Genomic DNA, 26,327 nt, shown 5'->3' on the forward strand with positions numbered 1-26,327 from the left:
CTCGCGCCGTTTCCATCGATCTGACAGGAGCAGATCGATGATCAACATCTCAAAGGCGCTCGCAGTCTCGTTGCTGTCGGGCGCCTTTTCTTTGACCGCCGTGAGCGTCCACGCGCAAAGCAACACGACGCCCCCGACCACCGCGACGCGCCCCGCCGCGCCGGACCAGAACTCGCTCCCCAACGCCGCCGCTCCGCCCGCCTCGACCACCCAGACCACCGGGCAGAGCAACACCGATCCGAAGGTTCAGGAGATGAACCAGAAGGAGAAGGACAAGGTGGACCGGCAAGGGAAGTAGTAATTCGGCACACCAACGTCTCCACACCGTCCGCCGAAGCGCATCGATGTGCCCTCTCCCCTTGTGGGAGAGGGCAGCGACGTTGGCTGCTACGACCTCACTTGGGTGAGGGGTCTGTCTCCGCGGATAGAGACCTCTCATCCGGCGCTTCGCGCCACCTTCTCCCACAAGGGGAAAAGGGCAGCGCACGCAAAATGCGGCGGACGTTGCCGTCCGCCGCATTTGCCCCCTCACCGCTCCGCTTCCTTCGATCCGCCCGCGGAGCTTATTTCTTCAGCGCGAACACCCAGATGACGCCGCCCTGCGGCACATTGGACTCAATGCCGATATTGTTGGTCACGAGCGCATCCTGGATGCGCTGCGCGTCGACGCCCCATCCGGACTGGATCGAGATGTATTGCGTGCCATCGATCTCATAGGACGACGGCATGCCCATGATGCCGGAGTTGGTCTTCTGCTCCCACAACAGTTCGCCGGTCTTGGCGTTGAAGGCGCGGAAGTTGCGGTCGTTGGTGCCGCCGACAAAGACGAGGTCGCCTGCGGTCGCCGTCACCGAGCCGAACAACTGCGACTTCGGGAAGTTGTGCTGCCACACCTTCTTGCCGGTGACCGGATCCCAGGCCTGGAGCTCGCCGAAATGATCCGCGCCGGGCTTGGTCTTCAGGCCGATGTCTTCCGGCTTGGTGCCAAGCCAGAGCTCGCCCGGCTTGAGCGGAAGCTTCTCGCCGGTGAAGCCGCCGCAGAAATTCTCGTTGGCGGGCACGTAGACGAGCTTGGTCCGCTCGCTGTAGGCCGCAGACGGCCAGTCCTTGCCGCCCCACAGCGACGGGCAGAACTCGACGCGCTTGCCGACGACCGGCTTATGAGCAGGATCGACGATCGGCTTGCCGGTCTCGTCGATGCCCTTCCAGACGTCGGTCGAGACGAACGGCCAGCCGGCGACGTAATTGATCTTGCTCGGTGTGCGCTCGAGCACCCAGAAGATCGCGTCGCGGCCCGGATGGATCAGGCTCTTGATGTTGCGGCCGTCGCGTTGCAGATCGACCAGGATCGGCGCTTCGACCTCGTCCCAGTCCCAGGAATCGTTCTGGTGATACTGGTGATAGGTCTTGATCTTGCCGTTGCTGGGATCGAGCGCGAGCACCGACGAGGTGTAGAGATTGTCGCCGGGGTGCATCTCACCGGGCCACGGCGCGGCGTTGCCGACGCCCCAATAGATCGTCTTGGTGTCCTTGTCGTAATTGCCGGTCATCCAGGCCGAGCCGCCGCCGTTCTTCCAGTCATCGCCCTGCCAGGTATCGTGACCGGGCTCGCCCTCGCCTGGAATGGTGTAGGTCCGCCACAGCTCCTTGCCGTCCTTGGCATCGAACGCAGCGACATAGCCGCGCACGCCGAACTCGCCGCCGGAGCCGCCGACGATGACCTTGCCGTCGACGACCAGCGGCATCAGGGTCATGTACTGGCCCTTCTTGTAATCCTGCACCTTGGTGTCCCACACCACCTTGCCGGTCTTGGCGTCGAGTGCCACGACATGGTCGTCAGTGGTGGCAAGATAGAGCTTGTCCTCCCAGAGGCCGACACCGCGGCTGGTCGGATGCAACTGGAACAGATCGTCGGGGAGCTGCCGCTTGTAGCGCCAGTATTCGTCGCCAGTCTTCGCGTTCAGCGCGATCACCTGTCCCATCGGGGTCGCTACGAACATCACGCCGTTGTTGACGATCGGCGGCGCCTCGTGGCCTTCGACCACGCCGGTGGCAAAGGTCCAGACCGGCGTGAGGTTCTTCACGTTCGAGGTGTTGATCTGGTCGAGCGGGCTATAGCCCTGCCCGTCATAGGTGCGCCGATAGAGCATCCAGTTGCTCGGTTCCGGATTTTCCAACCGTTGCGCGGTGACCGGAGAATAATTCTCGATCGGGCCGGCGCTGGCGGCGGTCGAGGCAAGACACGTAAAGGCGACGAAGCCGGACAGTAACCATTGCTTCCTGGTCATGGACGTATTCCCCTTTTTCATCCGTTTGAATTCTTGATTTGAATTCTTGTCGCTTGTCCCGTCGTCCGCCCCTCGGCGGATGCGGCCTCTCGTGACGCAGGCATAACCCGCACCGTCCATCATCCTGGCTGCACGCCACCTACCTTTCCAATGAAGTTGCCGCCGACGCTGAGCGAACCGTCAGCGAGTGCGAGCGGCAGCGCGGCGAGCCGCCGCGGCGCCGGCCCGAATACGACCTGCGCGCCCGCGCGGGGATCGTATTCGGAATTGTGGCACATGCACTTGAACACGTCCTTCTCGCCGACATCGCTCTTGACCCAGGCGGTGACGGGACAGCCGGCATGCGTGCAGATCGCCGAATAGGCGAGGATGCCGTCGACGGCGCGCTCGCGCGTTTTCTCGTCGAGCTCGGCGGGATCGAGCCGGATGATCAGGATCTCGTTGAGCCGGGAGGCGCTGCGCACCACTGATGTCTTGGGGTCTTTCGGCCAGGCATGAACCGGCGGTCCACCGGCCGCGAGATCCGCCGCGGTGATCAGCTTCCCTTCCTGGTCGCCCTCGGAGAAGACGAGGAGATCACCCTTCTGCGGACGTTCGTCGGAGCCCGGCGGATCCTCACCCGCACGCGCCTGTGCCGAGCAACCAAGGCAAGCCGTAGTGGCGAGCGCACCAAGCAGCAGCGTTCGCCGCGTCTGCTCCATGCCCGCGTCGACTTCTGGTTCCGCAGTGCTCTCGGATGGTGAGGTAGTGCTGTTGAACGATGCGCGCGACATGCACGTTAGCAGGCGCTGGAACTCTGCCGAAAACAAGGCGGAGAATTGGCGCCGCAGTGCATCAATATGTCTTTGCTCGCGTTGATTGAACGCGAATGCGTGTATTCCCGCGCATATTGGAATTGCAACGTCACATCGCGCGATCCGCATGATGATTTTGCAGATCAGACCGATGATGTTGGAATTGGTGCAGCGCGCTATTGGCCCGCAGCGCAACTTGAAAGCGATACAACTGCACGTTTTGCAGGCAGCCCGATCGTCGTCAAGACCGGAGCACGTGACGCGGCGCAGCGATGCGGCCGGCGACGGTCGCCGATGCCATCTCGAAACTGTCGGCGATGCGGCGTGCCTTGTCGATGAAGAGCGCCGCCGCCGGTGGCGGGCAGACCTCGCGCGCGGTCTGTTCGAACAGATCGAGCCAGCGGTCGAAATGATCGCCCACCAGACTGAGTGGCATATGGGCCCGCATCGGCGAACCGTGATAGCGGCCGCTCATCAGCACGACTGACGACCAGAAATCCCTGAGCTTGGCGAGATGCTCGTCCCAATTCTGCACGATCGCAAAGACCGGCCCCAGCAGCGCATCCTCGCGCACGCGTCCGTAGAAGCGGGTGACGAGTTCCCCGATCATCTCCTCTGTGATCCCGGTGCGCTCGATGGCGTCCTGGGTCAGCAGGTTCCGCCGCGCGGCCGCCGCCTCGCGCTCGGCCTTCAGTCGATCCGACATGTCCCTTGTTATCCGTTCCGTTGTTCCCGCGGGCCGCCCGTTCGACATTGTCGGGCCAATTGCGCGCGGCGTCTTTGTCGCAGCGCAAATTGCGGGGATCGGGCGGCGGACGCCAAGCGCCCACCGCCGGCGCCATGATCAGGCGCTATAGGTGTAGAAGCCCTGCCCGGTCTTGCGGCCGAGATGACCGGCATCGACCATCTCTTTGAGCAGCGGCGCTGGCCGATACTTAGGATCGTTGAAGCCTTTGTAGAAGACCTCCATCACGGAAAGCATGGTGTCGAGGCCGACCAGATCGGCCAGCGCCAGCGGCCCGATCGGATGGTTGCAGCCGAGCTTCATGCCGGCATCAATCTCCTCGGCGGTTGCGATGCCTTCCTGGAGCGCGAAGATCGCCTCGTTGATCATCGGGCACAGGATGCGGTTGACGGCAAAGCCCGGGCTGTTCTTGGCGGTGATCGCCACCTTGCCGACGCGCTGGGCGAAATCGAGTGCCTTGGCATGAGTGTCGTCGGAGGTCTGCAGACCGCGGATGAGCTCCAGCAGCGCCATCACCGGCACCGGGTTGAAGAAGTGCATGCCGATGAAGCGATCGGGACGGTCCGTCGCGGCGGCAAGCTTCGTGATCGAGATCGACGACGTGTTGGTCGCGAGCAGCGTGCGCGGCGACAGCGTGGCACAGAGGTCCTTCAGGATCTTGACCTTGAGCTCCTCGTTCTCGGTCGCGGCCTCGATGACGAGGTCGCAATCGGCGAGCTTCGCGCGATCGATCGTGCCGGTGATGCGCTTGAGCGTGGCGTCGCGATCGGCGGCCGACATCTTCTCCTTCTTGACCAGGCGCTCGAGGCTGCCGCCAACGGTCGACAGCCCGCGGTTCACCGCCGCATCGGAAATGTCGACCATCACCACCGAAAGCCCGGCAGCCGCGCAGATCTGCGCGATGCCGTTCCCCATGGTCCCTGCCCCGATGATGCCAACGGTGTTGATCATTGCCTCAAATCCTTCATCCTTGCGGGCGTGCCTGGCGGCCCGGCCCCATTGTTCCTGCATCAGGGTCTAGCACCACCGCCGGGCTGGTGCGACCTGATCCTGCCCCTTCCTTAAAGCATCCGAGGCCGGAATAAAGCCGCCATTCGGGCGCGAAACGGCATGATCTGGCGGCCTGGCAGCCGGTTTTCGCCGAATTTGCGCCTGCCCGGCGCCTCGCCGGCGGAAGAGCGGCGCAACGCATGATCTCCCTCGATCGGACGATGCAGTGCCCGCCAGCGGGGTGTAATCGAGGCGCAATGGCCAGCCGAATGCTACGCGAGGCCATTGTGACATGGACCACATGGGCTTCGTGCCCCAGCCGTTAGCGTCGCACATATGAAAAAATGGATTGCACTACCAATCATTTTCACCGCCCTGCTCGCCGCCACGCAAGGCCTGGCAGCCGAGATCAAGGGAGCCGGCTCAACCTTCGTTTCGCCCGTGATGGCGAAATGGATCGACGCATACAAGGTCAAGACCGGAAACGTTGTCAGCTATCAAGCGGTCGGGTCGAGCATCGGCGTCGGCCTGATCAAGAAGGAGGCCGTCGACTTCGGCGCAAGCGACATGCCGCTTGATCCCAAAGAGCTCGACAGGCTCGGCATGATGCAATTCCCGATCGTGATCGGCGGCGTCGTACCGGTGGTCAACATCGACGGCATCAAGCCCGGCCAGATTCGCTTCACCGGGCCGATGCTCGCCGACATCTATCTCGGCAAGCTGAAATCCTGGAACGATCCGGCCATTCGCGCGGTCAACCCCGACGTGAAATTGCCGAACGCGCCGATCACGGTGGTTCATCGCATCGACGGGTCGGGGACGACGTTCAACTGGTCGAACTACCTCTCGAAGGTCAGCCCGCAGTGGAAGACCAGCGTGGGCGAAGGCACCTCGGTCGAGTGGCCGCTTGGCCTCGGCGGCAAGGGCAATGACGGCGTCGCCTCCCTCGTCAGCCTCGTTCCCGGCTCGATCGGCTATCTCGAATACACTTACGCGCTGCAACGGCTCGACCGGATTTCCTTCGGCATCGTGCAGAACAGCACCGGCAATTTCGTCGTCCCTGACGCCGCATCGTTCCAGGCGGCGGCCTCGAGCGCGGACTGGAAGGCGGAGAAGGACTTCCATTTGGTGCTCACCAATGCACCCGGCGAGGACGCCTACCCGATCACGGCCACGACGTTCGTGCTGATGCCGAAGGCGCCGAAATCCCCGGAACGGTCGGCCGCGGCCATCGACTTCGTCCGCTGGTCGCTGGAAAACGGAAAGCCGCAGGCCGAGACGCTCAACTACGTGCCGTTGCCACCCGCCCTGGTCGACCAGATCGAGGGCTACTGGCAGCAGAGTGTCGGGGCAACCTCCACGGTCTCGGCATCGGCCAACGTCAAGCGCTGAGACCGAAGGCGGACCCGGCTGAATCCGGTTTCCAAACCGCTCCACGTGAGTATTCTGTGACTGGCCTGCCGTCGGAAAGCTCGTCCCAACGGCAGGCATAGCCACACAGTGCCTGCGGAACGCGACCGCGCCGCTGCTTTGCACGACGATACTCGCAAGGAATTTTACGTGAAACGCCTCCGCAGTCCCGAAATCGACGCACCCAAGGCATTCTGGCTGGCGACGCCGTTCAGGCACGGATGAACGAGTTCGCACGGTCCCTCGACGCCGCGTTCACGCTGATCGGCGAGGCCGATGCCGAGCTGCTCGGCATCGTCGCCCTGTCGGTGCGCGTCAGCCTGACCGCCAGCATCGTCGCGCTGCTGATCGGTGCGCCCTTTGGGGCCCTGCTTGCGATCACCCGTTTCCGCGGGCGGCAGGTCGTCATCGTGCTGACCAATGCGCTGCTTGGTCTTCCGCCGGTGGTTGTCGGGTTGGTGCTCTATCTTCTGCTGTCGCGGTCCGGTCCGCTCGGCGCGGCCAGTCTGTTGTTCACGCCGGCGGCGATGGTGATCGCGCAGACGCTGCTCGCGACGCCGATCGTGGTCGCGCTGGTGCACCGGCCGGCGAGCCTGCTGTGGGCGGAGTACGGTGACCTCGCACGCATCGACGGGCTGTCGACGTTGCGCAGCATCGGCTTGCTGTTCGCGCTCGGCCGAACCTCGCTGCTGACGGCGTTTCTCGCGGCGTTCGGGCGCGCGATCGCCGAGGTCGGCGCCATCATCATCGTCGGCGGCAACATCCGCGGCTTCACGCGCACGATGACGACGGCCATCGCACTGGAAACCAGCAAGGGCGACCTGCCGCTGGCGCTCGGACTCGGACTGATCCTGCTCGCACTCAGCGTCGCGGTGTCGACCATTGCCTTCCTGCTAGTGGGACGCGTTGGGGAAAAATAGCTGCTCGCCGCCGACCTTGTAGCCGGCGATCGCATCCTGCCCCTTCGGTGAGACCAGCCAGTCGATGAAGGCCTGTCCGTCCTTCGCCTTCACGTTCGCATGCGTCGCCGGATTCACCAGCATGACGCCGTACTGGTTGAACAGGCGCTTGTCGCCCTCGGTCAGGACGGCAAGCTCGCCCCGATTCTTGAATGACAACCAGGTGCCGCGGTCGGACAGGAGATAGGCGTTCGACGACGAAGCCATGTTCAGCGCCGGACCCATGCCCTGGCCGATCTCGCGATACCAGCTGTCCTTGCCGGCACCGATATCGACGCCCGCATCCTTCCACAATCTCAGCTCCGCCGCATGTGTGCCGGACTTGTCACCGCGCGAGATGAACGGCGCCTTCGCCGCCGCGATCTTGCGCAGCGCGTCCGCGACGTCCTTGCCGCCGGCGATCTTCGCCGGATCGCCTTTGGGACCGACGATGACGAAGTCGTTGTACATCACGTCGAAGCGCTTGACGCCCTGCCCCTCGGACATGAACTTGTCCTCGGCCGGCCGGTCATGAACGAAGACCACATCGGCATCGCCCCGTCGCCCGATGTCGAGGGCCTGGCCGGTGCCGACGGCAACGACCTTCACGTCGATCCCCTCCGCCTTCGAGAATAGCGGCAGCAGGTAACCGAACAGGCCCGACTGTTCCGTCGACGTCGTCGAGGCCACGGTGATGGTGCGATCCTGCGCGTAGGCGCACGTCGACCAGACCAGAATCGCTGCGATGGCGGCAAGCTTCTTCATTGCGTGGCCCTCATTTCAAATGCCGTGTGTTCCAAAATACCTCGGGCGAACGGCGCGGGGAACCCCCACGATCGACGCAGCACACCTTGTTGCGACGCGGTTACGGCCGTGACACCGCATAGGAACGCCGTCTCCGCAGGCAGGTTGTCACGAAGCTGAACTGGAAGGAGAACGTGATGAAGAAGATCATCCTGGCATCCGCCTGCGTCATGGCGCTGGCGACCGGTAGCGCTTTCGCACAGACACAACCCGCCCCGGGCGCTTCCGGCCAGGGCGAGGTCGGTCAATCGTCGCGAGGTCCGGCGACCAAGGGCATGACCACGGGCAAGTCGTCGAACATGCAGAACGAGGCCGGCAGCAGCAAGGGCACGCAGCCTCCGAGCGCAGGCGGCAGCAACAGCAACAACATGGGCAGCCAGGCCGGCGGCGGCGCGGGCTCCGGGAAGTAGGCCGGCATCGTCCGGAAGTTTCGAGAGGGGACGGTCGTCCCCTCTTCAGCAAGGACCCTGCGGTAGCCCCGCGGGTCCGGCTCTTTCATCCACTCGATTTCCGAGGCGATCCAAAGCTTGCGGTCGCCCGTGACGTCCGAACGTTGAGGGTCGAGAAGCCTTTGCCGCAGCTCATGACGATTGCGGCTTCTCGACCACCACCGGCGGGCGGTGGGCGCGCGGATGTTCTGCAATTGGTCCCACCTACATTGACAGCGATGTGACGGACGGGGCAGTTTTTTATATTGCTGGCGAATCAGCGATTGCCTCACGCCGAGGACCTCTTGGACAACTCCCAGTGCTTTCGAGACTGATATCGTTGCTGCGCCGCATTCCTGCGGTGGAATGGGCGTTCACCCGACTTCGGCCCTCGCCGCACAGCGGCAGCATCAACGATGCCCCGCAGGCCGCAGACGACTCATCTGCCATCGTCGCCGACATCACAGAAGCCGCTCCGGCTCTCGACAGCGGCATCAGCGCCGATCTGTCGCACCGCGATGACGGCATCACGACCGTGACGCCTGTCGCCGAGGACGAGACTGCCATCTCCGCCGTCGCGGAGAACCCCGTGGCGACGCCAACTGATGTCAGCGTCAGCGACGATTCATCCCGGGAGAGGCCGACAGAGGTCGAGCCGATCGTCGTGGAAGAAGTTGCAGCCTCGCCGGTCGAGGTCGAGAGCGAGAGCGAGCCGGTCGATGCCGCCGAACTCATCAGCAGCGATCCGCCCGCGGAACTCGCAACGAGCGTTGACCTCGTCATCACGGAGGAGGCACCGGTCTCGTCTGTCGAGGTCGAGAGCGCTGCGATTGATGCCCCTCTTCTCGTCGTCGACGACGATCCCTCCCCTGACGTCGTCGTGGATATCGAACCGGCCGTCGCGGAGGACTCGTGTGTCACGCTTGCCGGCAGCGACGTCTCTACGGTTGAAGCCCATGAGGGCAGCATCGACTGCGTTCCGTCCCCCGACGTCACAATGGAGATCGAGCCAGTCCCGGCCAGCGATCCCGCCCCGGTCGCAGCGATCCCCGCGGAAGCTTCTTCTGCCGACACACCGAGCGTCATCACGGAGGAGGCGCCGGTCTCGTCTGTCGAAGTCGAAAGCGCTGCGATTGATGCCCTTCTCGTCGTCGACGACGATTCCTCCCCTGACGTTGTCGTGGATGTCGAGCCCGCCGTCGCGGAGGACTCGTGCGTCACGCTTGCCGGCAGTGACGTCTCTACGATCGAAGCCCATGAGGGCAGCATCGACTGCGCTCCGTCCCCCGGCGCCGCAATGGAGATCGAGCCAGTCCCGGCCAGCGATCCCGCCCCGGTTGCAGCGATCCCCGCGGAGGATTCTTCCGCCGAGACACCGAGCGCCATCACGAGTGTCGTGTCGGAACCGGTCCTCGAGTCTCCCGCTCCAGTGATCCCCAGCGCGCCGAAGACGCGCGCAAAGGTCGTGGAACCCGTCGATCGTGCCACGCTGATCCGGCAGCGCTGGACGGAGACCGGGATCAGGATGTGGAATCCGCGGCTTCACGGCACCGGCGATGCCACGCTGAACATCCAGGGCCGTGTCGAACTGCTGCCGCCCGCGCCCGGCGAGACCATGCCCCGCTACGACAAGCTCGAATTCAGGATGCTGGGCGGGCAGATCGTCTGCGAGGGCGTCATCGTCGAGGCGCCCGAGTCGGCAGGCCAGCGCAGCTTCACCAGGCTCGCCGAGCCGCGTAGCCCGGATCGGGCCCGCGAGCCGGTGCGGGAACGCCAGGCCGCCCTCGCCTGACCCTTTTCCGCTGCGACCATGCCCGCCATATGCTAGGCTGATGCTTGGATATGGGAGGTCGCATGCGCGCAAAATCATTGCGGCTGATCGTGATCGCTGCCCTCTGCATCTCGCAAGGGGCCTTTGCGGCGTCCGGCAAACGGCCGCGCCAGGTGCCCGCAACTGCGCCCGCCACCGATCCGGCCGCGCCCTACAAGGCCGACCGGCTCTCCTCCTCGCGCGGCGAGACCATCCTCAACACGCCCGGCCAGACCACCGTGCTGACGCGCCAGGTCCTCGACGACATGAAGGCGACGAGCCTCCGGGACGCCATGCGCTCGACCGCCGGCGTGACGATCGGGCGCTAGGTTACTTCGCGCTCAAGGGATCGGATAGCCCTTCCAAACCCACTCCAGCGCCGCCGGCAGCGTTTGTGCGATCGTCGGACGATCGACGTGCTTGGCGTTGCGCACGAACAGGAACTGGTAGTGATAGCCCTTCTCCGCCAGCACCTTCGCCATCAGCGCGTTCGACAGGGTCCAGTCGTGCATGCCGTCGGGAATGGTGGGGTTCGGATAGAACAGGTCCTGGTCGCCGCCGAAGAACCAGAAGCGGATCGGCTTCGCCGGCGCGGCGGTGATCAGCGGCACGCCGGGCGGCTCGGCCGGCGTGAGCACGCCGGCCTTGGAGATGAGGTTGGGACCGGCCGGCCCCGTCCACGCGCTGTGATACTCCCAGGCGCCGCCACGCAGCGACGGATCGTGCGGCCATTGCTGGTTGACCATGGTCGGCGAGAACGCCAGCACGCGGTGATAGAGATCGGGATAGAACCACGCCATGGTGAAGGCCGCAGCCCCGCTCGAGCTCAGCCCCATGGTCGCGCGCCCGTCGGGATTTCTGGTCAGCTTGACATCGGCGTTTGTCTCGACCCGCGGCAGCACCTCGCGCTCGGCGAACTGCGCGTAGACGCCTGACACCGCGTCATATTCGCGGCCGCGCTGGCTGCCCTGCGCGTCCTGTCCGCCATTGCCGATCTGGATCGCGATCATCGGCGGCACGCGGCGCTGCGCGATCAGATTGTCGAGCGTGGTGGCAAGATCCTTGTAGGCGTTGGAGCCGCCGTCGCCGACCACGATGAACGGCGCCTCGCTGCCGCGGACATATTGCGCCGGCACGTAGACGTCGATCGTGCGCGACCAGATTCCGGGATGGCTGGTGCTGACGATCATGTGCGACTTGTCGTCGGCCGCCGTGACGGTCGTCATGATCGAGGAATTGGTGCAGCCGGCAACATCGTCGCGGATCAGCCCGGGATTGTAGATCGTGCTTTCCTTCGACGTCAGCGTGAAGGACTTCATCGTGCCGCGCGGTACGCCTTCCTTCGCAATCGTTTCCGGCGCCGGATTGTGGGTGGGACCGATGATGAAATTGCCCTCGGCACCGGGCGGCGGCAGCGTTCCATCGGGCAGTTCGGTCGCGCGCGGATAGTTGGGGTTCGCGGGATCCCGCGTCGGCGGCGCCGTCTTGAAGTCGAGACCCGTCGTATCGATGAAGAACGGTGCAGCCTTGTCGGTGGTGTTGGCTCCGGGCGGCACAGCCATGTTCTGGGTGACGCAGGCCGGCTGCGAGAAGGCGATCGAGGTAAAGGAGACGACGGAAATCAGGGTCCCCGCGAGGACGGAGATTGAATTGGTCATTTCAGCTCCCGCTGCTGACGAGTCTTCTGGCTCGACTTGAGGCAAAGTATGGCGGGCCGCGTGCACGCGGTCAAATGCAGTGGGCCGCGTTGCAGCAATGGCCGCCATGCTCAAACCGGACGGGCACCGGCACCCCGCGCATGCCACGACATATTTGAGGACATGAGGCGGTTGCTGCCGCCACTTGCGCCACGTAGCTTGCGTGTCGGTCGAGCCGTACGAGAGTCGCGTCCGATCAGAACGACAAGAACAGTTCTCAAGAACAATTCGGGAGGCAGACGATGAGAAAGCTCGCGGCCGCGCTATGTGCCTTGATGCTGTTCGGAACAGCCGCACAGGCGCAGACCATCAAGGATTTCCTGGCAACCGTCATGCAGAAATGGACGGCGCCGTTCGAGCCGTTCCAGCTCATCGGCAACATCTATTATGTCGGGACCGAAGGCATCGCCGTTTATGTCATCAAGACATCGCAGGGCCTGATCCTGATGGACACCGCGATGCCCCAGTCGACCGGCATGATCAAGGACCACATCGCGAAGCTCGGCCTCAAGGTCGCCGACATCAAGATCATCCTCAACTCGCATGCGCATCTCGATCACACCGGCGGCTTCGCCGAGATCAAGAAGGAGACCGGCGCGCAGCTCATCGCCGGCGAGCGCGACAAGCCGCTGCTCGAAGGCGGCTACTATCCGGGCGACGAAAAGAACGAGGACCTCGCCTTCCCCGCGGTGAAGGTCGACCGCACGGTGAAGGAAGGCGACAAGGTCACGCTCGGCGACACCACCCTGACGGCGCACGCAACGCCCGGCCACTCGCCGGGCTGCACGAGCTGGGAGATGACCGTCAGGGACGGTGGTCAGGACCGCGAGGTGCTGTTCTTCTGTAGCGGCACAGTGGCGCTGAACCGGCTGGTGGGCCAGCCAACCTATGCCGGCATCGTGGACGATTACCGCGCGACCTATGCCAAAGTGAAGTCGATGAAGATCGACGTGCTGCTCGGGCCACACCCCGAAGTCTATGGCATGCAGGCCAAGCGTGCCGAGATGAAGGACGGCGCACCGAACCCGTTCGTCAAGCCGGGCGAGCTCGCAATCTACGCAGCCAGCCTGTCGGAGGATTTCGACAAGCAGCTCGTCAAGCAGACGGCAGCGCTGGAGAAGAAATAGCGGCCGCTAGCTCTCCTCACCTCTCCTCCCGCCAGGAGAGGCGAATCGCATGCGGTGGCTGCCCCCGCGGCGATACGCAGCGCCGCTGTCGTGGCCGACGTGCATGGTTAGCAGATCGTAGCTGCGGTCATTCCGGGAGGCGGCTCGAGCCCTCGAGACGCACGCCTCGGCCGTGGAGTATCCTTAACGGGGGTTCAGCAGCGCACGCGATCGGAAATTTCCGCGGCAGCGTGCAACCTGCGCTGGTCTGTCACACACACCCAACCTAACGCGACCTTTACCCCCGCTGTGCAACATCGCCGGCGTTTTGCAGGGATCCGGGGCGCGTATTGCAATGCCTGTCGCTAATTTGAAGTCTCACCTCAACGCCGCGATGCGGCTCTTTCGCGTGCCGGCCGACAACCCGGACCTGACGCGCGCGCAGTTCGGAGCCTTCTCCAAGCAGATCCCGCTGCTCTACTTCATCCTCATGAGCAACACGATCGCGGTCGCCTACACCTATGTGAACGTGGCGCCGGACTGGCTGACGATGATCGTGCCGAGCGTGCTGACCGTGCTCGCCGCACTTCGCACCTTCTGGTGGCTGCGCCAGCGGCATCTCGTGCGCAGCGATGCCGATATCCTGCGCAATCTGCGCGCCACCAACTGGATGACGTTGCCGATCGGCGCCGGCTTCACGGCGTGGTCTTTCGCGCTCTACCCCTACGGCGACCCCTTCGCCAAGAGCCAGGTCGCCTTCTACATGGCCGTGACCGTGATCGGCTGCATCTTCTCACTGATGCATCTGCGCTCGGCGGCACTGATCGTGACGCTGGTCGTCGACGTGCCCTACGTGCTGTTCTTCTTCACCACGGGCGAACCGACGCTGAAGGCGATCGCGGTCAACAACCTTCTCGTCTCCGGCGCGATGGTGACGGTGCTGTTCATCTACTACCGTGACTTTGCCGATCTCGTCTCCAGCCGTAAATCACTGCTGGCGCAGCAGGCGGCGACGCAGGCGCTCTCGGACGAGAACTTCCGCCTCGCCAATCTCGATTCCCTTACCGAGCTGCCGAACCGCCGCCGCTTCTTCGCCGAGCTGTCGAGCGCCTTCACTGACGCCGAACGCAGGAGCGTCCGCGTCGCGGTGGGGATCATCGACCTCGACGGCTTCAAGCCGATCAACGACAATTACGGCCACTCGGTCGGCGATCGCGTCCTGATCGAAGCCGGACGCCGCATCCGCGAAGTCTGCGAGGGCTTTGGCCCGCAGCGAGTGGAATTTGCTCGGCTCGGCGGCGACGAGTTCGGTCTGGTCGTATGCGGCGATCCCGACGACACGGATCTGGCGCGGCTCGGCGAACGCATCGGCGAACAGGTCAAGCTGCCCTACCAGCTCGACACCGCCCATACCGGGCTGTCGTGCTCGATCGGCTTCGCGCTGTTCCCGAACTCCGCGACGACGTCGGAAGTGCTCTATGAATGCGCCGACTATTCGCTCTATCACGCCAAGCGCCATCTGCGCGGCCGCACCGTGATCTTCTCGAGCGAGCTCGAGGCCGAGATCCGCAGCCGCGGCGTCATCGAGAATTTGCTGCGCACCGCCGATTTCGGCACCGAGATGGACCTCGTCTTCCAGCCGATCGTGGATGCGATGAGCGAGCACACTGCCGGCTTCGAGGTCCTGGCGCGCTGGCGCAGCTCCCGCCTCGGCCTGGTCTCACCGGCCGACTTCATTCCGGCTGCAGAGCGCATCGGCCTGATCCGGCCGCTGACGCAGGCGCTGCTGGTCCGCGCGCTCGCGACGGCAAGGACCTGGCCCGACCACATCCGCCTGTCGTTCAACCTCTCCGCGCACGATGTCTGCGCGGCCGAGGGCATTTTGCCGCTGATCTCGATCATCGAGAAGAGCGGATTGCCAACGCACCGGATCGACTTCGAGATCACCGAGACCGCCGTCACTTTCGACTTCGTACGAGCGCAGCAATCGATCGCGACGCTGAAGGCCATGGGCTGCGGCATTTCGCTGGACGATTTCGGCACCGGTTATTCCTCGCTGAGCCATGTGCACCGGTTGCCGCTCGATAAGATCAAGATCGATCGCAGCTTCGTCGCCGACATCAACCAAAATCCGGTGAGCCACAAGATCATCAAGTCTCTCGCCGGCCTGTGCGACGACATGGAGATCGCCTGCGTCGTCGAGGGCGTCGAAACCCGCGCCCAGCTCGACAGCCTGCGCCGCCTGGGATGCGACTTCATCCAGGGCTACTACTTCGCAAAGCCGATGCCGGCCGATGCGATCGGCGACTATCTCGCAATGGAACGCCGGCGCCTCGGCGACGCCGCGGCCAAGGTCGTGGCCTGAGTTACACCGCGCAGTAGCGCTCCTGGATGTCCTTGTCCGCCAGCAATGCCGCAGCGCTGCTTTGATGCACCACCTCGCCCTGGTCGATGATCACGGCGCGATCGGCGAGGCGCAGGGCCCATTCGACGTTCTGCTCGACCAGCAGCAGCGTCTTGCCCTCGTCACGCAGGCGGCGGAACAACACGCCCATCTCCTCGACCAGGACCGGCATGATGCCTTCCGAGGGCTCGTCGAGCAGGACCATCCTGGGCTTTGCGATCAGAGCCCGGGCGATCGCCAGCATCTGCTGCTCGCCGCCGGAGAGCGTCACGCCCTCCTGGTCGAGCCGTTCCTTCAGGCGCGGAAAGGTTTCAGCGATCTCGTCGATCGCAACACGCTCATCGATGTCGCTGCCAGCCGCGACGAGACCGAGCCGCAAATTCTCGCGAACGGAGAGCCCGGGAACGATGCGGCGCTCCTCAGGCACGTAAGCGAGGCCGAGGTGAAAACGCTGATGCGCGCGCAGCGGCAAGAGCTCTTTGCCGGCAAAGCGCACGCGGCCGGTCGCCTTCGGCATCAATCCCATCATCGCCCGCAAGGTCGTGGTCTTGCCGGCGCCGTTGCGGCCGACGAGAGCCACCACCTCGCCGGGATTCACGTGCAGGGAAATGCCGTGGAGGATATGGCTCGCGCCATACCAGGCATTGAGATCCTCAATTTCCAGCAGCGCGGTCTCAGCCATAGCCCTCACTCTGTCCAAGGTAGACCCGGCGGACTTCCGGATTACTCCTGATCTCGTCGGGCGCGCCGTCGGCGAGCAGGCGGCCGTGGTGCAGCACCACGACACGCTTGGACAGGCCCAGCACCATCTTCATCTTGTGCTCGACGAGGAGCACGGTGCGCTTGTCGGAAAGACGTTCGAGCAGCCCGACCATGTCCTTGGTTTCTTCCGGCCCCATGCCGGCGGTCGGCTCGTCGAGCAGCAGCAATTCCGGCTCCGAGACCAGCGCGATCGCGATCTCCAGCGCGCGCTGCTGGCCATGTGACAGGAATTTTGCCAGTTCGTTGCGCTTGGCGAGCAGCCCGACGGCGTCGAGCGCCGCGTCGGCACGCGCGTTCAACTCAGACAGCCGCGCGCGGTTACGCCAGATGTCGTAGCTCACGGTCAGCGCCTGAGCCGCCACGCGGACGTTCTCGTGCACGGACAGGTCCGGAAAGATGTTCGTGATCTGGTACGAGCGCGAGATGCCCTGATGCACGAAGCGGTGCTGCGGCAGGCCGTTGAGCTCGCGTCCCCTGAAGTGAAGCTTGCCCGACGTCGGCGTCAGCGCGCCGGAGAGGATGTTGAAGAAGGTGCTCTTGCCGGCGCCGTTCGGCCCGATGATCGAGGTGAGCTGTCCCGCCGCAAAGGACACGGTGATGCCTTCGAGCGCGACGAAGCCGCCAAAATGCTTGCCGATCCCCTCGGCGCGAAGCAGCTCGCTGTTCATGGCCGCGCCTTTCCGATGCCGAGGGCGTCGAGCAGCGTGCCCCAGATGCCCTTGGGCAGGAACAGCACGAACAGGACGAAGATCGCGCCGACGAAGATCTGCCAATGCGGCGTCCAGAGCGAGATGACATCCTCCAGGATCAGGAAGCTCGCCGCGCCGACGAAGGGCCCGAAGAAGCTACGGGTGCCGCCGAGCAGCACCATCATCACGATCATGCCGGAGGTCTGGTAATGCAGGATGTCCAGCGGCACGATCGACAGGTGCAGCGCCAGCATGCAGCCGCCGAGCGACGAGATCGCACCGGACAGCATGAACACGATCAGCTTGCTGCGCTCGACGTCATAGCCGCAGGCCCGCGCCCGCTGCTCGTTCTCGCGAATGGCCTCGATCACGGCGCCGAACGGCGAGTTCAGGATCCGCGACTGGAACCACATCGCCAGCGCCGCGAAGGCCATCAGCACGTAGTATTTGTTGACGGGGTCGAGGAAATTGACCGGGAAACCGAACAGGCTGATGCGGTCGACGGTGAAGCCGCGCAGGCCGTTCTCACCGCCGGTGAACGAGGAGGCCTGGAGCGCGACGTAATAGACGAGCTGGGCCAGAGCGAGCGTTACCATCGAGAAATAGATGCCGCGGGTGCGCGTCGAGACGATCCCGATCGCGGCGGCAAGGCAGGTGCTGAGGAGGACCGCAACCGGCACCGCCGCGAACCAGGGCACACCGTAGCGGCCGATCGCAATGCCCGTGAAGTAAGCGCCGGCGCCGAAGAACGCCGCCTGGCCGAACGACAGCAGCCCAGTGTAGCCGAACAGCAGATTGTAGCCCATTACCACGACGCCGTAGATCAGGACGTTGACCGCCAGCGCCTGCGACGGCAGCAGCCAGGGCAGCACGGCCAGCACCGCGATCGACAGCGGCACGCGCTGGTCGAGAAGCCAGCCGAGCCCGCTGGACGAGGATTTGGCGACCGCCTCGCCGCTCGATGGTGACATCACGCGGTCCTCCCTCTGACGCCGAACAGTCCCTGCGGGCGGATCAGCAGCACCACCGCCATCAGCGCAAACATGACGATGGTCGCCATCTCGGGCGCGAACAGCGCCACCAGGCTGATGGAGATGCCGACCATGAGCCCGGCGACGACCGCCCCGACGATCGATCCAAGGCCGCCGATCACGGTCACGACGAAGGCTTCGGCCAGCACCAGCGAGCCCATCTCCGGATTGACGCTGCGCATGGGTCCGGCGAGCACGCCGCCGAGCGCGGCGAGCCCGACACCGAGCCCGAAGATCGCAAGCCAGACCCGTGAGATGTCAACGCCAAGCACCTGCATGATGGTGGGATCACGGGCGCCCGCGCGCACGATGAGGCCGATGCGGGTTTTCTCCAGCGTCAGCCAGAGCACCAGCAGCACCACCGCCACCAGCGCGATGACGAACAGGCGGTAGCGCGGGAAGAAGCCGATGCCGAGATCGAGCACGCCGATCAGCTGCGACGGGGTCGGAAACGGAATACCGTCGCTGCCGAACACGATGCGCACACCTTCGACCAGGATGTAGCTGAGACCAAAGGTGAGCAGCAGCGGATCGTCGATCGAACGTCCATAGAGCCTGCGGATCAGGACGAACTCGATCAGCATGCCGAAGGCGCCGATCAGGATGGGAGCGAGCAGCAATCCCCACCAGAAACTTCCGGTGAGCGACGCCAGATACAGCCCCGCATAGGCTCCGATCATGAACAGCGCGCCGTGGGCGAAATTGACCACCCCGAGCATGCCGAACACGATCGTCAGTCCAAGCGCAGTGATCACCAGGACCGCCCCAAGGGCGATCCCGGAGAGAAGCTGCATGATGATCAGCGACAGGTCCATCGTCTATGTCTTAGGTGGCGTGGCCGAGCTCACTGCAACTGCGCAGCATGTCGTCGGAACCCGTGTCATTGGCGAGAATGGCGAACAGATCGTTCTCGCTCGCCATGGCGGACTTCTTCTTGGATTCCAGCACCAGCACCGACTGCACCGACTGGTGATCGCATTTGCGGTAATGCTGCGGACCCTTGGTCAAATCGTACTGCAGCTTCTCCAGGGCATCGACGACCTTGTCGGTGTCGGTGCCTCCGGCGGCCTGCATGGCTGCCAGCAACGATCCGACGCCGGAATAGCCATAGGCGCCGTAATCTGTCGGGATCGCACCGCCATTGGCGGCCTTGAACGCCGCGTTGAAGCTGGCTGCCGACTTGCTCTGCGTCTCCAGGCCCCAATAGTAATTGGCGCCGCCGACCACGCCCTCGAACACATCGGGGCCGACCGCGAGCCGCTGGTTGTGCAGGATCACCGGCACGACGATCTTCATCTGCTGCTTGACGCCGAAATCCACCGCCTGCTTGATCGCGTTGGCCTGGTCGCGGCCGAAATTGGAGATGCAGAGCACGTCCGGCCGCATCGACATCAGGCGCGGCATGAAGGTGGAATAGTCGGCGGCGCCGAACGGATGCAGGATCTCGCCGACATTGTCCGCGCCGATCGCCGCCTGCGCGCGCTTGAAGCCGCGCAGCATCTCATGGCCGTAGGCGTAATCGGCAACGAGATGAGCGACCTTCGTGCCTTTCTTCAGGGTCTGCCGCGCAACGGCAGCGGTGGTCATGTGCGGGTTCAGTGCCTCATGGAAGGTGTATTTGCTGAAGTCCTTGGCCTCGTTGATGGTGTCGGACTGGCTGATCGAGACGTAGATCACGCCGCGGGCGCGGGTGACTTCGTTGACCGCGAGCTGCACTGCGCTGGAGAGCGCGCCCACCACGGCGTGGACCTTGTCCTTCTCGATCAGCTCGAGCGTGCGGGTCGCGGCCTCGCCGGCATTGAGTTTGTCGTCACGCACCAGCAGCTCGACCTTGCGGCCACCGATGCCGCCCTTGTCGTTGACGAGCTTGACGGCGAGTTCCGCGCACTTGACCTGGTCGCGCGCTTCCGCGGCGAACGGGCCGGTGAGCGGGGTCGGAAAGCCGATACGGATCGTCTCGTCTGCGGCGCGGCCGAGCCGGGGCATGGCGAGCAGCGCCGCGCTTGCCGACAGGCCGGCGAGCGCGGTGCGGCGGGATATTTTCGGGATCGAACCGGATTTGCGCATGATTTCCTCCAACTGTCTTTTTCAGGGGTGTTTTTTCTAGAAACGTTTCAGGGCTTTCAGGATTTTTGCGGGCTTGATCGGGATCGAATTGATCGTCACATCGAACGGGGTGAGCGCATCGTTGACGGCGTTGAGGACGCAGGCCGAGGCGGCGGCGGTGCCGGCCTCGCCAACCCCCTTGGCGCCGAGCTCAGTGTCGGCGGTCGGCGTCTCGACATGGCCGATGACGATGTCGGGCATCTCCATCGGCATCGGCACGAGATAGTCGGCGAGCGAGCCGTTCACGAGCTGGCCGGTCTCGCTGTAGCGGCATTCCTCGAACAGCGCCGCGCCGAGCCCCTGCACGATGCCGCCGCGGAGCTGCTCGTCCACCAGCATGGGATTGATGACCCGGCCGCAATCCTCGACGATGAAATGCTTCAACACCTTGATGAAGCCGGTCTCGACGTCGACCTCCAACGAGCAGCCCTGGATGCCGTTGGTGAAGGCGAAGGGGTAACCTTGGGGCGCAAAGTGATGGCTGACGGTGAGTTGCGCCTGCGTGCCCGGCGGCAGCGTATCGGAACGGAAGTAGGCGATCCGCGCGATCTCGGAGATAGGCATGCGCTGGTTCCGCGTGCCTGCGTCGACGACCTCGCCATCGATGATGTCGAGCGCCGACGGCTGCTCCTGGAGGATGAGCGCGGCGATCTGCAGAATGTTGCGCTTGAGCGCGCGGGTTGCCTGGAGCGCGGTCTCGCCGCCGATGCCGGCGCCGCGGCAGGCCCAGGTGGCGCCGCCATGCGGTGTCACCTCGGTATCCCCGGTGATGACCTTGACGTGCTCCTGCGCAAGGCCGAGCTGATCGGCCACGATCTGGCTGATGATCGCCTCGGTGCCCTGCCCCTGCTCGGTCACCGAGATCAGGCAGCGCACCTCGCCCGACGGCGTCAGGCTGAGAATCGCGCCGTCCTGCGAGGAGATGCGCGCACCGCCGACGCCATAGAAGGCGGGGCCGGGATTGGTGATCTCGACAAAGGTCGCGATGCCGATACCACGATACACGCCGCGCTTGCGCAAGTCCGCCTGCTCGGCGCGCAAGCGGTCGTAGTCCATCATCTCGTGCAGGCGCTTCAGGCAGGCCTGATGCGACAGCGCCTCGAAGCGATAGCCGGTCGGCGAGGTCTGCGGATAGGCATCGTCGGCGATCACGTTCTTCGCTCGCATGGCGAAAGGATCGAGCCCGACCTTCGCCGCGGCCATGTCGACCAGCCGCTCCGTCACGGCGCAGGCGATTGGGTGACCGACGGCGCGATACTGGCTGGTCTGCACCTTGTTCTGGAAAATCACCTCCAGCGTGGCGCGGTAATTCTTGAAGCGATAGGGCGCGCCGATCAGGCGGATCACCTGGTTGCCCTCGACCACGCTGGTGCGCGGATAGGTCGAGAAGGCCCCGATCGCGGTCAGGTCCAGCACGTCCATCGCCAGGATTTCGCCCTTGGCGTCCAATGCCATGCGTGCGTGCACCCGATGGTCGCGGGCGTGAATGTCGGAGACGAAGGACTCGATGCGGTCGGCGACGTACTTCACGGGACGGCCGAGCAGGATCGAGAGGCCGACCACCGCCATGTCTTCGTGATAGACATGCAGCTTCATCCCGAAGGAGCCGCCGATGTCGGTCGCTATCACGCGAACGCGGGCCTCGGGGATGCCGTAGTGGCGTGAATAGAGATCCTGGAACTGGTAGGGCGTCTGCGTCGCGTGATGCACGGTAAGCATGCCCGCGGACGGATCGTAGTCGGCAACGACGGCGCGCGGCTCCAGAGTCACCGCGGTGTGGCGGCCGAAGGAGAATTCCTCCTCCACCACGTGGGCGGCCTGCGCAAAGGCGTCGTCAACAGTACCGTTGTCGAGGTGAGCACGGAAGCAGGTGTTATTGGCGCTGCCGGGATTGATCACCGGAGCGCCGGCCTCACGCGCGCCGTCGATATCGACGACGACGGGAAGATCTTCGTAGTCGATCTCGATCAGCTCCAGCGCATCTTCCGCGATGGCCCGGCTTTCGGCGACGACGGCGACCACGGCCTGCCCGGCCCAGACCACGCGGTCGAGCGGCAGCGGCAATTGCGGCGCCGAGGTCATGCCCTTGAAATGGTCGAGCGTGCCCGTCCAGGGCGTGCAGACCTTTGCGAGGTCCGCGCCTGTGGCAACGAGATGCACGCCTTCGAGCGCACAGGCCTGCTCAATATCGATCGAGACAATCTTGGCATGCGCATGCGGACTACGCAGAAACGCGGCATGGAGCATGCGCGGCAGCCTGAGGTCGCTGACATAACGCCCTCGCCCGGCCAGCAGGCGCTTCGCGTTCGGCCGCGGCAGGGAACGGCCGATATAGGAATTCGGGCGATCGAGCGAGGTCAGCGGCGCACTCATATGGCGCCTCCGCTTCCGCTGCGCGCTTTCGCGACCGCGTCGATGGCGTCGACGATCGCCTCATAGCCGGTGCAACGGCAATAATTGCCCGACAGCGCGTCGCGAATCTCCTCGCGGCTCGGCTGCGCCACCAGCGACAACAGTTCGTGCGCATTGACCAGCATGCCGGGCGTGCAGAAGCCGCATTGCAGCGCGTTGCGGCGATGGAATTCGGCCTGGAGATCGGCGATCACTCCGCTCTCGGTGAGCCCTTCGATGGTCTCGATCTTCGCTCCATCGGCCTGCACCGCGAACATCAGGCAGGAATGCACGGCACGGCCGTCGAGTTGCACCAGACAGGCGCCACAGGCCCCCATCTCGCAGCCGGCATGCGTGCCCGTCAGTTCAAGCTCGTTGCGCAGGCAATCGACCAGCGTCTCCCGCGGCGCGACCTCGCAGGCGACCTTGCGGCCGTTGACCACGAAGCGGACCCGCACGGTCTCCTCGGCCTCTTCGAGAAGCGTTTCGTCGAAGCCGCTCATGCGCCCTCCCCCAGACGTCCGAGCAGGCGGCCGAGCAGCACGCGGGCGAGATGCAGCCGCATCGCCGGCGGCACCTCGTCGCTCTCTGGCGGCGCAAGATCGCGTTCGAGCGCGGCCTGCGCAGCGGCGATACGTTCCGCGGCCAAGCCCGAGCCGATCAAGGTTGCTTCGGCGCTCCTCACCCGTGTCGGTATATTGCCGACCGAGAAGAAGGAGATGCGGATGTCGTCGATACGTTCGCCGATGAAAGTCGCGAGCATCCCGCAACCGACCAGCGCGTAATCCCCTCGCCGGCGCGCCAGTTCATCGAACGCAAAGCGTTGATCGGCCTTGAACAGCGGAACGTAGATCGCGGTGATCAACTCGCCGGGCTGCAACGCCGTCTCGAAGAGGTCGATGAAGAAGTCGTCAGCCTTGACACGCCGATGACCTGCGGGACCAGCGATCTCGATCTCGGCATCGAGCGCCAGCGTCATCGCCGGAAATTCGGAAGCGGGATCGGCGAGCGCGACACTGCCGCCGAAGGTACCGCGATTGCGGATCGCGGGATGGGCAACGAACGGCGCCGCCGCGTGCAGCAGCGGCGCGAACTCGGCGATCAGCGGCTCGCTCAACATCTCGCAATGCCGCGTCAGCGCACCGATGCGCAAGCAGCCGCCCTCGCGCCTGACGCCGCGCATCTCGGCAATATGGGTAATGTCGATCAGCAGCCGCGGCGCCTGCAGCCGCAGTGACAACGCCGGCACGAGGCTCTGCCCCCCGGCAATGAAGCGCGCGTCATCGCCAGCGCGCGCGTGAGCATTCAGCGCCTGGTCGATCGTCGCAGCACGAAAATAGCTGAAAGCCCTCGCCTTCACCGCTGTTTCCTCGATATCCGTCGGCTCATCAGCCGGGATGCCAGATTTGTAACCATCTGGTCTCAAAATCCTGACACGACCCAGATAGCCGGTCAACAGGAAATGACCATTTGGTCACAAATGCGCCTTGGGCTATGAAGGCTGTGAGACGTGCGATTCAGCGACGAAATGGCCCGAAAAGCGCAGAAAACGGCGAAGCGACCGGTCCGACGCCGGACCGAGACTGGCGGCAAGTCCGCGCCAAAGCGCCGCAACATGCGTGCGGCCGATCGCGAACGCGCGATTGTGGACGAGGCGATCCGCTTCTTTGCCGAGCGCGGCTTCGAGGGCCAGACCCGCGAGCTAGCGAGGCGGATGGGCATCACGCATTCGGCGATCTATCGCCACTTCCCCAGCAAGGAAGCGCTGATCGAGCGCGTTTACCAGGAGGTCTATCTCAGCCGCTGGTCGCCCGACTGGGGTCCAATGATCCGCGACCGCTCGCTGCCGCTGGAGGCGCGGCTGACGCGCTTCTACCTCGACTATGTCGAGCGCGTGTTCGAGTACAATTGGGTGCGGATCTTCGTCTTCTCCGGCATGAAGTCGTTCGGCATCACCGGCCGCTATCTCGACATCGTCAGGCGCGAGATCATCGAGCCCGCGGCGGCCGAGCTGCGCCACGATCTGGAGCTGCCCGATGCGAAGGCCCATCCGCTCGGCGCGCGCGAGACCGAGCTGTTCTGGGGCCTGCACGGCCGCATCTTCTATCTCGCCATCCGCAAATTCATCTACGAGACGCCGATCCCGCCCGATCTCGACGCGATCGTCCGCGACGCCGTCCAGACTTTCATGGACGGCGCGAAGACGACGATGCCAAAGCTGCTGCTCAGCGGCTAGCTACTTCGCCAGGCTCGGCAGATCGAGTCCCTTCTCACGGGCGCAGTCGATCGCGGTCTCGTAGCCTGCGTCGGCATGGCGCATGACGCCGCTGGCGGGATCGTTCCAGAGCACGCGCTCGATCCGCTTGGCCGCTTCCGGCGTGCCGTCGGCGACGATCACCATGCCAGCATGCTGCGAATAGCCGATGCCGACGCCGCCGCCGTGATGCAGCGAGACCCAGGTCGCGCCGCTGGCGCAATTGAGCAGCGCGTTGAGCAACGGCCAGTCCGACACGGCGTCCGATCCATCCTTCATCGCCTCGGTCTCGCGATTGGGGCTTGCCACCGAGCCGCTGTCGAGATGGTCGCGGCCGATCACGATTGGTGCTTTCAATTCGCCACGCGCCACCATCTCGTTGAAGGCAAGGCCCAGGCGATGGCGGTCGCCGAGGCCGACCCAGCAGATCCGCGCCGGCAGGCCCTGAAACTTGATGCGCTCCTTCGCCATGTCGAGCCAATTGTGCAGATGCTTGTCGTCAGGCATCAGCTCCTTGACCTTGGCATCGGTCCTGAAGATGTCTTCGGGATCGCCCGACAGCGCGGCCCAGCGGAACGGACCGACGCCGCGGCAAAACAACGGACGGATATAGGCCGGCACGAAGCCGGGGAAATCGAACGCGTTCTTCAGGCCCATGTCCTGCGCCATCTGGCGGATATTGTTGCCGTAGTCGAGCGTCGGAATGCCCTGCGCATGGAAATCCAGCATGGCCTGGACGTGCTCGACCATCGAGGTTTTCGAGGCCCGCTCGACCGCCTTCGGATCGGAGGCGCGCTTGGCTTCCCAATCGGCAAGCGTCCAGCCCTTCGGCAAATAGCCGTTGATCGGATCATGCGCGCTGGTCTGGTCGGTGACGATGTCGGGCTTGACGCCGCGGCGCACCAGTTCCGGAAAGATCTCGGCGGCATTGCCGAGCAGGCCGACCGAGACCGCCTTCCTCGTCATCGCGGCCTCTGCCATGATCGCCAGCGCTTCGTCGAGCGTTGCCGCCTGGCGATCGAGATAACCGGTGCGCAGCCGCATCTCGATGCGGCTCGGCTGACATTCGACCGCCAGCATCGAGGCGCCGGCCATGGTCGCGGCCAGTGGCTGCGCGCCGCCCATGCCGCCAAGACCTGCGGTGAGAATCCATTTGCCGGCAAGGCTGCCGCCGTAATGACGCCGGCCGACCTCGACAAAGGTCTCGTAGGTGCCCTGCACGATGCCCTGGCTGCCGATATAGATCCAGGAGCCGGCGGTCATCTGGCCGTACATCATCAGGCCCTGGCGATCGAGCTCGTTGAAATGATCGAGCGTCGCCCAGTGCGGCACGATGTTGGAGTTCGCGATCAGGACACGCGGCGCGTCTGCATGGGTGCGGAAGACGCCGACCGGCTTGCCGGACTGGACCAGCAGCGTCTGGTCGGCCTCGAGCTTGCGCAAGGCCGCCGTGATCCGGTCAAAGCTCTCCCAGTCGCGCGCGGCGCGACCGATGCCGCCATAGACGACGAGCTCACTCGGTCGTTCCGCCACGTCGGGATCGAGATTGTTCATCAGCATGCGCAACGGCGCTTCCGTCAGCCAACTCTTGGCGCTGATGTCGCTGCCGCGGGGGGCGCGGATGGTGCGGTCATTGTCCAGTCGGCGGTTCATGCGAAGACCTCTTTGGTCAAATCTTGT

At 64.6% G+C, this 26,327-nt stretch carries 24 protein-coding genes; 9 read left to right on the top strand and 15 right to left on the bottom strand.

From position 1 onward, the window contains the following. Positions 1 to 37 precede the first annotated feature (37 nt). Positions 38 to 298, top strand: a complete 261-nt coding sequence (locus NLM15_RS31360; RefSeq protein WP_254121631.1) for a hypothetical protein — start codon at positions 38 to 40, stop codon at positions 296 to 298. 265 nt (positions 299 to 563) lie between these two features. Here the strand turns inward: NLM15_RS31360 and NLM15_RS31365 are convergent, their stop codons facing one another. The 4 genes from NLM15_RS31365 to NLM15_RS31380 all read right to left on the bottom strand — a co-directional run bounded on the left by NLM15_RS31365 (position 564) and on the right by NLM15_RS31380 (position 4,838). After that, entirely contained in the window at positions 564 to 2,288 is a 1,725-nt protein-coding gene (locus tag NLM15_RS31365; RefSeq protein WP_254121632.1) for a methanol/ethanol family PQQ-dependent dehydrogenase, read from the bottom strand. 119 nt (positions 2,289 to 2,407) lie between these two features. Beyond that, complete coding sequence (locus tag NLM15_RS31370) at positions 2,408 to 3,061, bottom strand: ubiquinol-cytochrome c reductase iron-sulfur subunit (RefSeq protein WP_254121633.1); 654 nt, start codon at positions 3,059 to 3,061, stop codon at positions 2,408 to 2,410. A gap of 262 nt (positions 3,062 to 3,323) precedes the next feature. Continuing rightward, positions 3,324 to 3,788, bottom strand: coding sequence for a group III truncated hemoglobin (locus tag NLM15_RS31375; RefSeq protein WP_254121634.1), 465 nt, complete (start codon positions 3,786 to 3,788; stop codon positions 3,324 to 3,326). 138 nt (positions 3,789 to 3,926) lie between these two features. Then, entirely contained in the window at positions 3,927 to 4,838 is a 912-nt protein-coding gene (locus NLM15_RS31380; RefSeq protein WP_375166889.1) for a 3-hydroxybutyryl-CoA dehydrogenase, read from the bottom strand. A 315-nt stretch (positions 4,839 to 5,153) separates the two neighbouring features. Here NLM15_RS31380 and pstS point away from each other — a divergent pair, with 315 nt between their 5' ends. Then, positions 5,154 to 6,209, top strand: coding sequence for a phosphate ABC transporter substrate-binding protein PstS (pstS, locus tag NLM15_RS31385; RefSeq protein ID WP_254121636.1), 1,056 nt, complete (start codon positions 5,154 to 5,156; stop codon positions 6,207 to 6,209). A gap of 239 nt (positions 6,210 to 6,448) precedes the next feature. After that, the gene (locus tag NLM15_RS31390; RefSeq protein ID WP_254121637.1) at positions 6,449 to 7,147 is read left to right on the top strand and encodes an ABC transporter permease; all 699 of its coding nucleotides are present in this window, start codon (positions 6,449 to 6,451) and stop codon (positions 7,145 to 7,147) included. On the opposite strand, the gene NLM15_RS31395 is transcribed toward NLM15_RS31390, so the two are convergent. Continuing rightward, positions 7,121 to 7,930, bottom strand: coding sequence for a substrate-binding domain-containing protein (locus NLM15_RS31395; RefSeq protein ID WP_254121638.1), 810 nt, complete (start codon positions 7,928 to 7,930; stop codon positions 7,121 to 7,123). The genes NLM15_RS31390 and NLM15_RS31395 overlap by 27 nt on opposite strands. Before the next feature lie 176 nt (positions 7,931 to 8,106). On the opposite strand from NLM15_RS31395, the gene NLM15_RS31400 reads away from it, so the two are divergent. The 3 genes from NLM15_RS31400 (at position 8,107) to NLM15_RS31410 (ending at position 10,536) form a co-directional block, all read left to right on the top strand. Next, the gene (locus NLM15_RS31400) at positions 8,107 to 8,379 is read left to right on the top strand and encodes a hypothetical protein (RefSeq protein ID WP_254121639.1); all 273 of its coding nucleotides are present in this window, start codon (positions 8,107 to 8,109) and stop codon (positions 8,377 to 8,379) included. A gap of 337 nt (positions 8,380 to 8,716) precedes the next feature. Continuing rightward, positions 8,717 to 10,189: a hypothetical protein gene (locus NLM15_RS31405; RefSeq protein ID WP_254121640.1), complete on the top strand. Its 1,473-nt coding sequence runs from the start codon at positions 8,717 to 8,719 to the stop codon at positions 10,187 to 10,189. A gap of 62 nt (positions 10,190 to 10,251) precedes the next feature. Then, positions 10,252 to 10,536, top strand: a complete 285-nt coding sequence (locus tag NLM15_RS31410; protein ID WP_254121641.1) for a TonB-dependent receptor plug domain-containing protein — start codon at positions 10,252 to 10,254, stop codon at positions 10,534 to 10,536. A 12-nt stretch (positions 10,537 to 10,548) separates the two neighbouring features. On the opposite strand, the gene NLM15_RS31415 is transcribed toward NLM15_RS31410, so the two are convergent. After that, positions 10,549 to 11,865: an esterase family protein gene (locus tag NLM15_RS31415; RefSeq protein WP_254121642.1), complete on the bottom strand. Its 1,317-nt coding sequence runs from the start codon at positions 11,863 to 11,865 to the stop codon at positions 10,549 to 10,551. 281 nt (positions 11,866 to 12,146) lie between these two features. Here NLM15_RS31415 and blaBJP point away from each other — a divergent pair, with 281 nt between their 5' ends. Beyond that, the gene (gene blaBJP / locus NLM15_RS31420; RefSeq protein WP_254121643.1) at positions 12,147 to 13,031 is read left to right on the top strand and encodes a BJP family subclass B3 metallo-beta-lactamase; all 885 of its coding nucleotides are present in this window, start codon (positions 12,147 to 12,149) and stop codon (positions 13,029 to 13,031) included. Between the two features lie 334 nt (positions 13,032 to 13,365). Beyond that, complete coding sequence (locus NLM15_RS31425) at positions 13,366 to 15,375, top strand: bifunctional diguanylate cyclase/phosphodiesterase (RefSeq protein WP_254121644.1); 2,010 nt, start codon at positions 13,366 to 13,368, stop codon at positions 15,373 to 15,375. Position 15,376: 1 nt separating this feature from the next. On the opposite strand, the gene NLM15_RS31430 is transcribed toward NLM15_RS31425, so the two are convergent. Genes NLM15_RS31430 through NLM15_RS31465 form a run of 8 tightly spaced genes read right to left on the bottom strand, consistent with a single transcriptional unit; the run spans position 15,377 to position 23,753 of the window. Further along, complete coding sequence (locus tag NLM15_RS31430; protein ID WP_254121645.1) at positions 15,377 to 16,096, bottom strand: ABC transporter ATP-binding protein; 720 nt, start codon at positions 16,094 to 16,096, stop codon at positions 15,377 to 15,379. Next, positions 16,089 to 16,844 (bottom strand): ABC transporter ATP-binding protein, encoded by a 756-nt coding sequence (locus NLM15_RS31435; protein WP_254121646.1) that lies wholly within the window; start codon positions 16,842 to 16,844, stop codon positions 16,089 to 16,091. Before NLM15_RS31435 ends, NLM15_RS31430 begins: the two co-directional genes overlap by 8 nt. Further along, entirely contained in the window at positions 16,841 to 17,836 is a 996-nt protein-coding gene (locus tag NLM15_RS31440; protein WP_256565876.1) for a branched-chain amino acid ABC transporter permease, read from the bottom strand. The genes NLM15_RS31435 and NLM15_RS31440 overlap by 4 nt, the downstream gene beginning before the upstream one ends. Then, positions 17,836 to 18,711 carry a branched-chain amino acid ABC transporter permease gene (locus tag NLM15_RS31445; RefSeq protein WP_254121648.1) on the bottom strand — a complete coding sequence of 292 codons (876 nt, stop codon included), beginning with the start codon at positions 18,709 to 18,711 and terminating at the stop codon, positions 17,836 to 17,838. Before NLM15_RS31445 ends, NLM15_RS31440 begins: the two co-directional genes overlap by 1 nt. A 10-nt stretch (positions 18,712 to 18,721) precedes the next feature. After that, positions 18,722 to 19,963 carry an ABC transporter substrate-binding protein gene (locus tag NLM15_RS31450; RefSeq protein WP_254121649.1) on the bottom strand — a complete coding sequence of 414 codons (1,242 nt, stop codon included), beginning with the start codon at positions 19,961 to 19,963 and terminating at the stop codon, positions 18,722 to 18,724. A 36-nt stretch (positions 19,964 to 19,999) separates the two neighbouring features. Then, positions 20,000 to 22,375 (bottom strand): xanthine dehydrogenase family protein molybdopterin-binding subunit, encoded by a 2,376-nt coding sequence (locus tag NLM15_RS31455; RefSeq protein ID WP_254121650.1) that lies wholly within the window; start codon positions 22,373 to 22,375, stop codon positions 20,000 to 20,002. Further along, positions 22,372 to 22,896, bottom strand: coding sequence for a (2Fe-2S)-binding protein (locus tag NLM15_RS31460; RefSeq protein ID WP_254121651.1), 525 nt, complete (start codon positions 22,894 to 22,896; stop codon positions 22,372 to 22,374). Before NLM15_RS31460 ends, NLM15_RS31455 begins: the two co-directional genes overlap by 4 nt. Continuing rightward, on the bottom strand, positions 22,893 to 23,753 hold the full coding sequence (locus tag NLM15_RS31465) for a xanthine dehydrogenase family protein subunit M (RefSeq protein WP_254121652.1): 861 nt from the start codon (positions 23,751 to 23,753) through the stop codon (positions 22,893 to 22,895). Before NLM15_RS31465 ends, NLM15_RS31460 begins: the two co-directional genes overlap by 4 nt. Positions 23,754 to 24,008: 255 nt before the next feature. Between NLM15_RS31465 and NLM15_RS31470 the strand changes: the two genes are divergently transcribed. Beyond that, positions 24,009 to 24,629: a TetR/AcrR family transcriptional regulator gene (locus NLM15_RS31470; RefSeq protein WP_254121653.1), complete on the top strand. Its 621-nt coding sequence runs from the start codon at positions 24,009 to 24,011 to the stop codon at positions 24,627 to 24,629. On the opposite strand, the gene hutU is transcribed toward NLM15_RS31470, so the two are convergent. After that, on the bottom strand, positions 24,630 to 26,300 hold the full coding sequence (gene hutU, locus NLM15_RS31475; RefSeq protein WP_254121654.1) for a urocanate hydratase: 1,671 nt from the start codon (positions 26,298 to 26,300) through the stop codon (positions 24,630 to 24,632). Positions 26,301 to 26,327 lie beyond the last annotated feature (27 nt).

Origin of the sequence: Bradyrhizobium sp. CCGB20 (genome assembly GCF_024199855.1) — a bacterium.
Taxonomy (GTDB): Bacteria; Pseudomonadota; Alphaproteobacteria; order Rhizobiales; family Xanthobacteraceae; genus Bradyrhizobium.

Bases quoted from the DNA above. Each gene is read 5' to 3' on its own strand.
- NLM15_RS31360 (WP_254121631.1), top strand. From the start codon at position 38: ATGATCAACATCTCAAAGGCGCTCGCAGTCTCGTTGCTGTCGGGCGCC.
- NLM15_RS31365 (WP_254121632.1), bottom strand. From the start codon at position 2,288: ATGACCAGGAAGCAATGGTTACTGTCCGGCTTCGTCGCCTTTACGTGT.
- NLM15_RS31370 (WP_254121633.1), bottom strand. From the start codon at position 3,061: ATGTCGCGCGCATCGTTCAACAGCACTACCTCACCATCCGAGAGCACT.
- NLM15_RS31375 (WP_254121634.1), bottom strand. From the start codon at position 3,788: ATGTCGGATCGACTGAAGGCCGAGCGCGAGGCGGCGGCCGCGCGGCGG.
- NLM15_RS31380 (WP_375166889.1), bottom strand. From the start codon at position 4,838: ATGCAGGAACAATGGGGCCGGGCCGCCAGGCACGCCCGCAAGGATGAA.
- pstS (WP_254121636.1), top strand. From the start codon at position 5,154: ATGAAAAAATGGATTGCACTACCAATCATTTTCACCGCCCTGCTCGCC.
- NLM15_RS31390 (WP_254121637.1), top strand. From the start codon at position 6,449: ATGAACGAGTTCGCACGGTCCCTCGACGCCGCGTTCACGCTGATCGGC.
- NLM15_RS31395 (WP_254121638.1), bottom strand. From the start codon at position 7,930: ATGAAGAAGCTTGCCGCCATCGCAGCGATTCTGGTCTGGTCGACGTGC.
- NLM15_RS31400 (WP_254121639.1), top strand. From the start codon at position 8,107: ATGAAGAAGATCATCCTGGCATCCGCCTGCGTCATGGCGCTGGCGACC.
- NLM15_RS31410 (WP_254121641.1), top strand. From the start codon at position 10,252: ATGCGCGCAAAATCATTGCGGCTGATCGTGATCGCTGCCCTCTGCATC.
- NLM15_RS31415 (WP_254121642.1), bottom strand. From the start codon at position 11,865: ATGACCAATTCAATCTCCGTCCTCGCGGGGACCCTGATTTCCGTCGTC.
- blaBJP (WP_254121643.1), top strand. From the start codon at position 12,147: ATGAGAAAGCTCGCGGCCGCGCTATGTGCCTTGATGCTGTTCGGAACA.
- NLM15_RS31425 (WP_254121644.1), top strand. From the start codon at position 13,366: ATGCCTGTCGCTAATTTGAAGTCTCACCTCAACGCCGCGATGCGGCTC.
- NLM15_RS31430 (WP_254121645.1), bottom strand. From the start codon at position 16,096: ATGGCTGAGACCGCGCTGCTGGAAATTGAGGATCTCAATGCCTGGTAT.
- NLM15_RS31435 (WP_254121646.1), bottom strand. From the start codon at position 16,844: ATGAACAGCGAGCTGCTTCGCGCCGAGGGGATCGGCAAGCATTTTGGC.
- NLM15_RS31440 (WP_256565876.1), bottom strand. From the start codon at position 17,836: ATGTCACCATCGAGCGGCGAGGCGGTCGCCAAATCCTCGTCCAGCGGG.
- NLM15_RS31445 (WP_254121648.1), bottom strand. From the start codon at position 18,711: ATGGACCTGTCGCTGATCATCATGCAGCTTCTCTCCGGGATCGCCCTT.
- NLM15_RS31450 (WP_254121649.1), bottom strand. From the start codon at position 19,963: ATGCGCAAATCCGGTTCGATCCCGAAAATATCCCGCCGCACCGCGCTC.
- NLM15_RS31455 (WP_254121650.1), bottom strand. From the start codon at position 22,375: ATGAGTGCGCCGCTGACCTCGCTCGATCGCCCGAATTCCTATATCGGC.
- NLM15_RS31460 (WP_254121651.1), bottom strand. From the start codon at position 22,896: ATGAGCGGCTTCGACGAAACGCTTCTCGAAGAGGCCGAGGAGACCGTG.
- NLM15_RS31470 (WP_254121653.1), top strand. From the start codon at position 24,009: ATGCGTGCGGCCGATCGCGAACGCGCGATTGTGGACGAGGCGATCCGC.
- hutU (WP_254121654.1), bottom strand. From the start codon at position 26,300: ATGAACCGCCGACTGGACAATGACCGCACCATCCGCGCCCCCCGCGGC.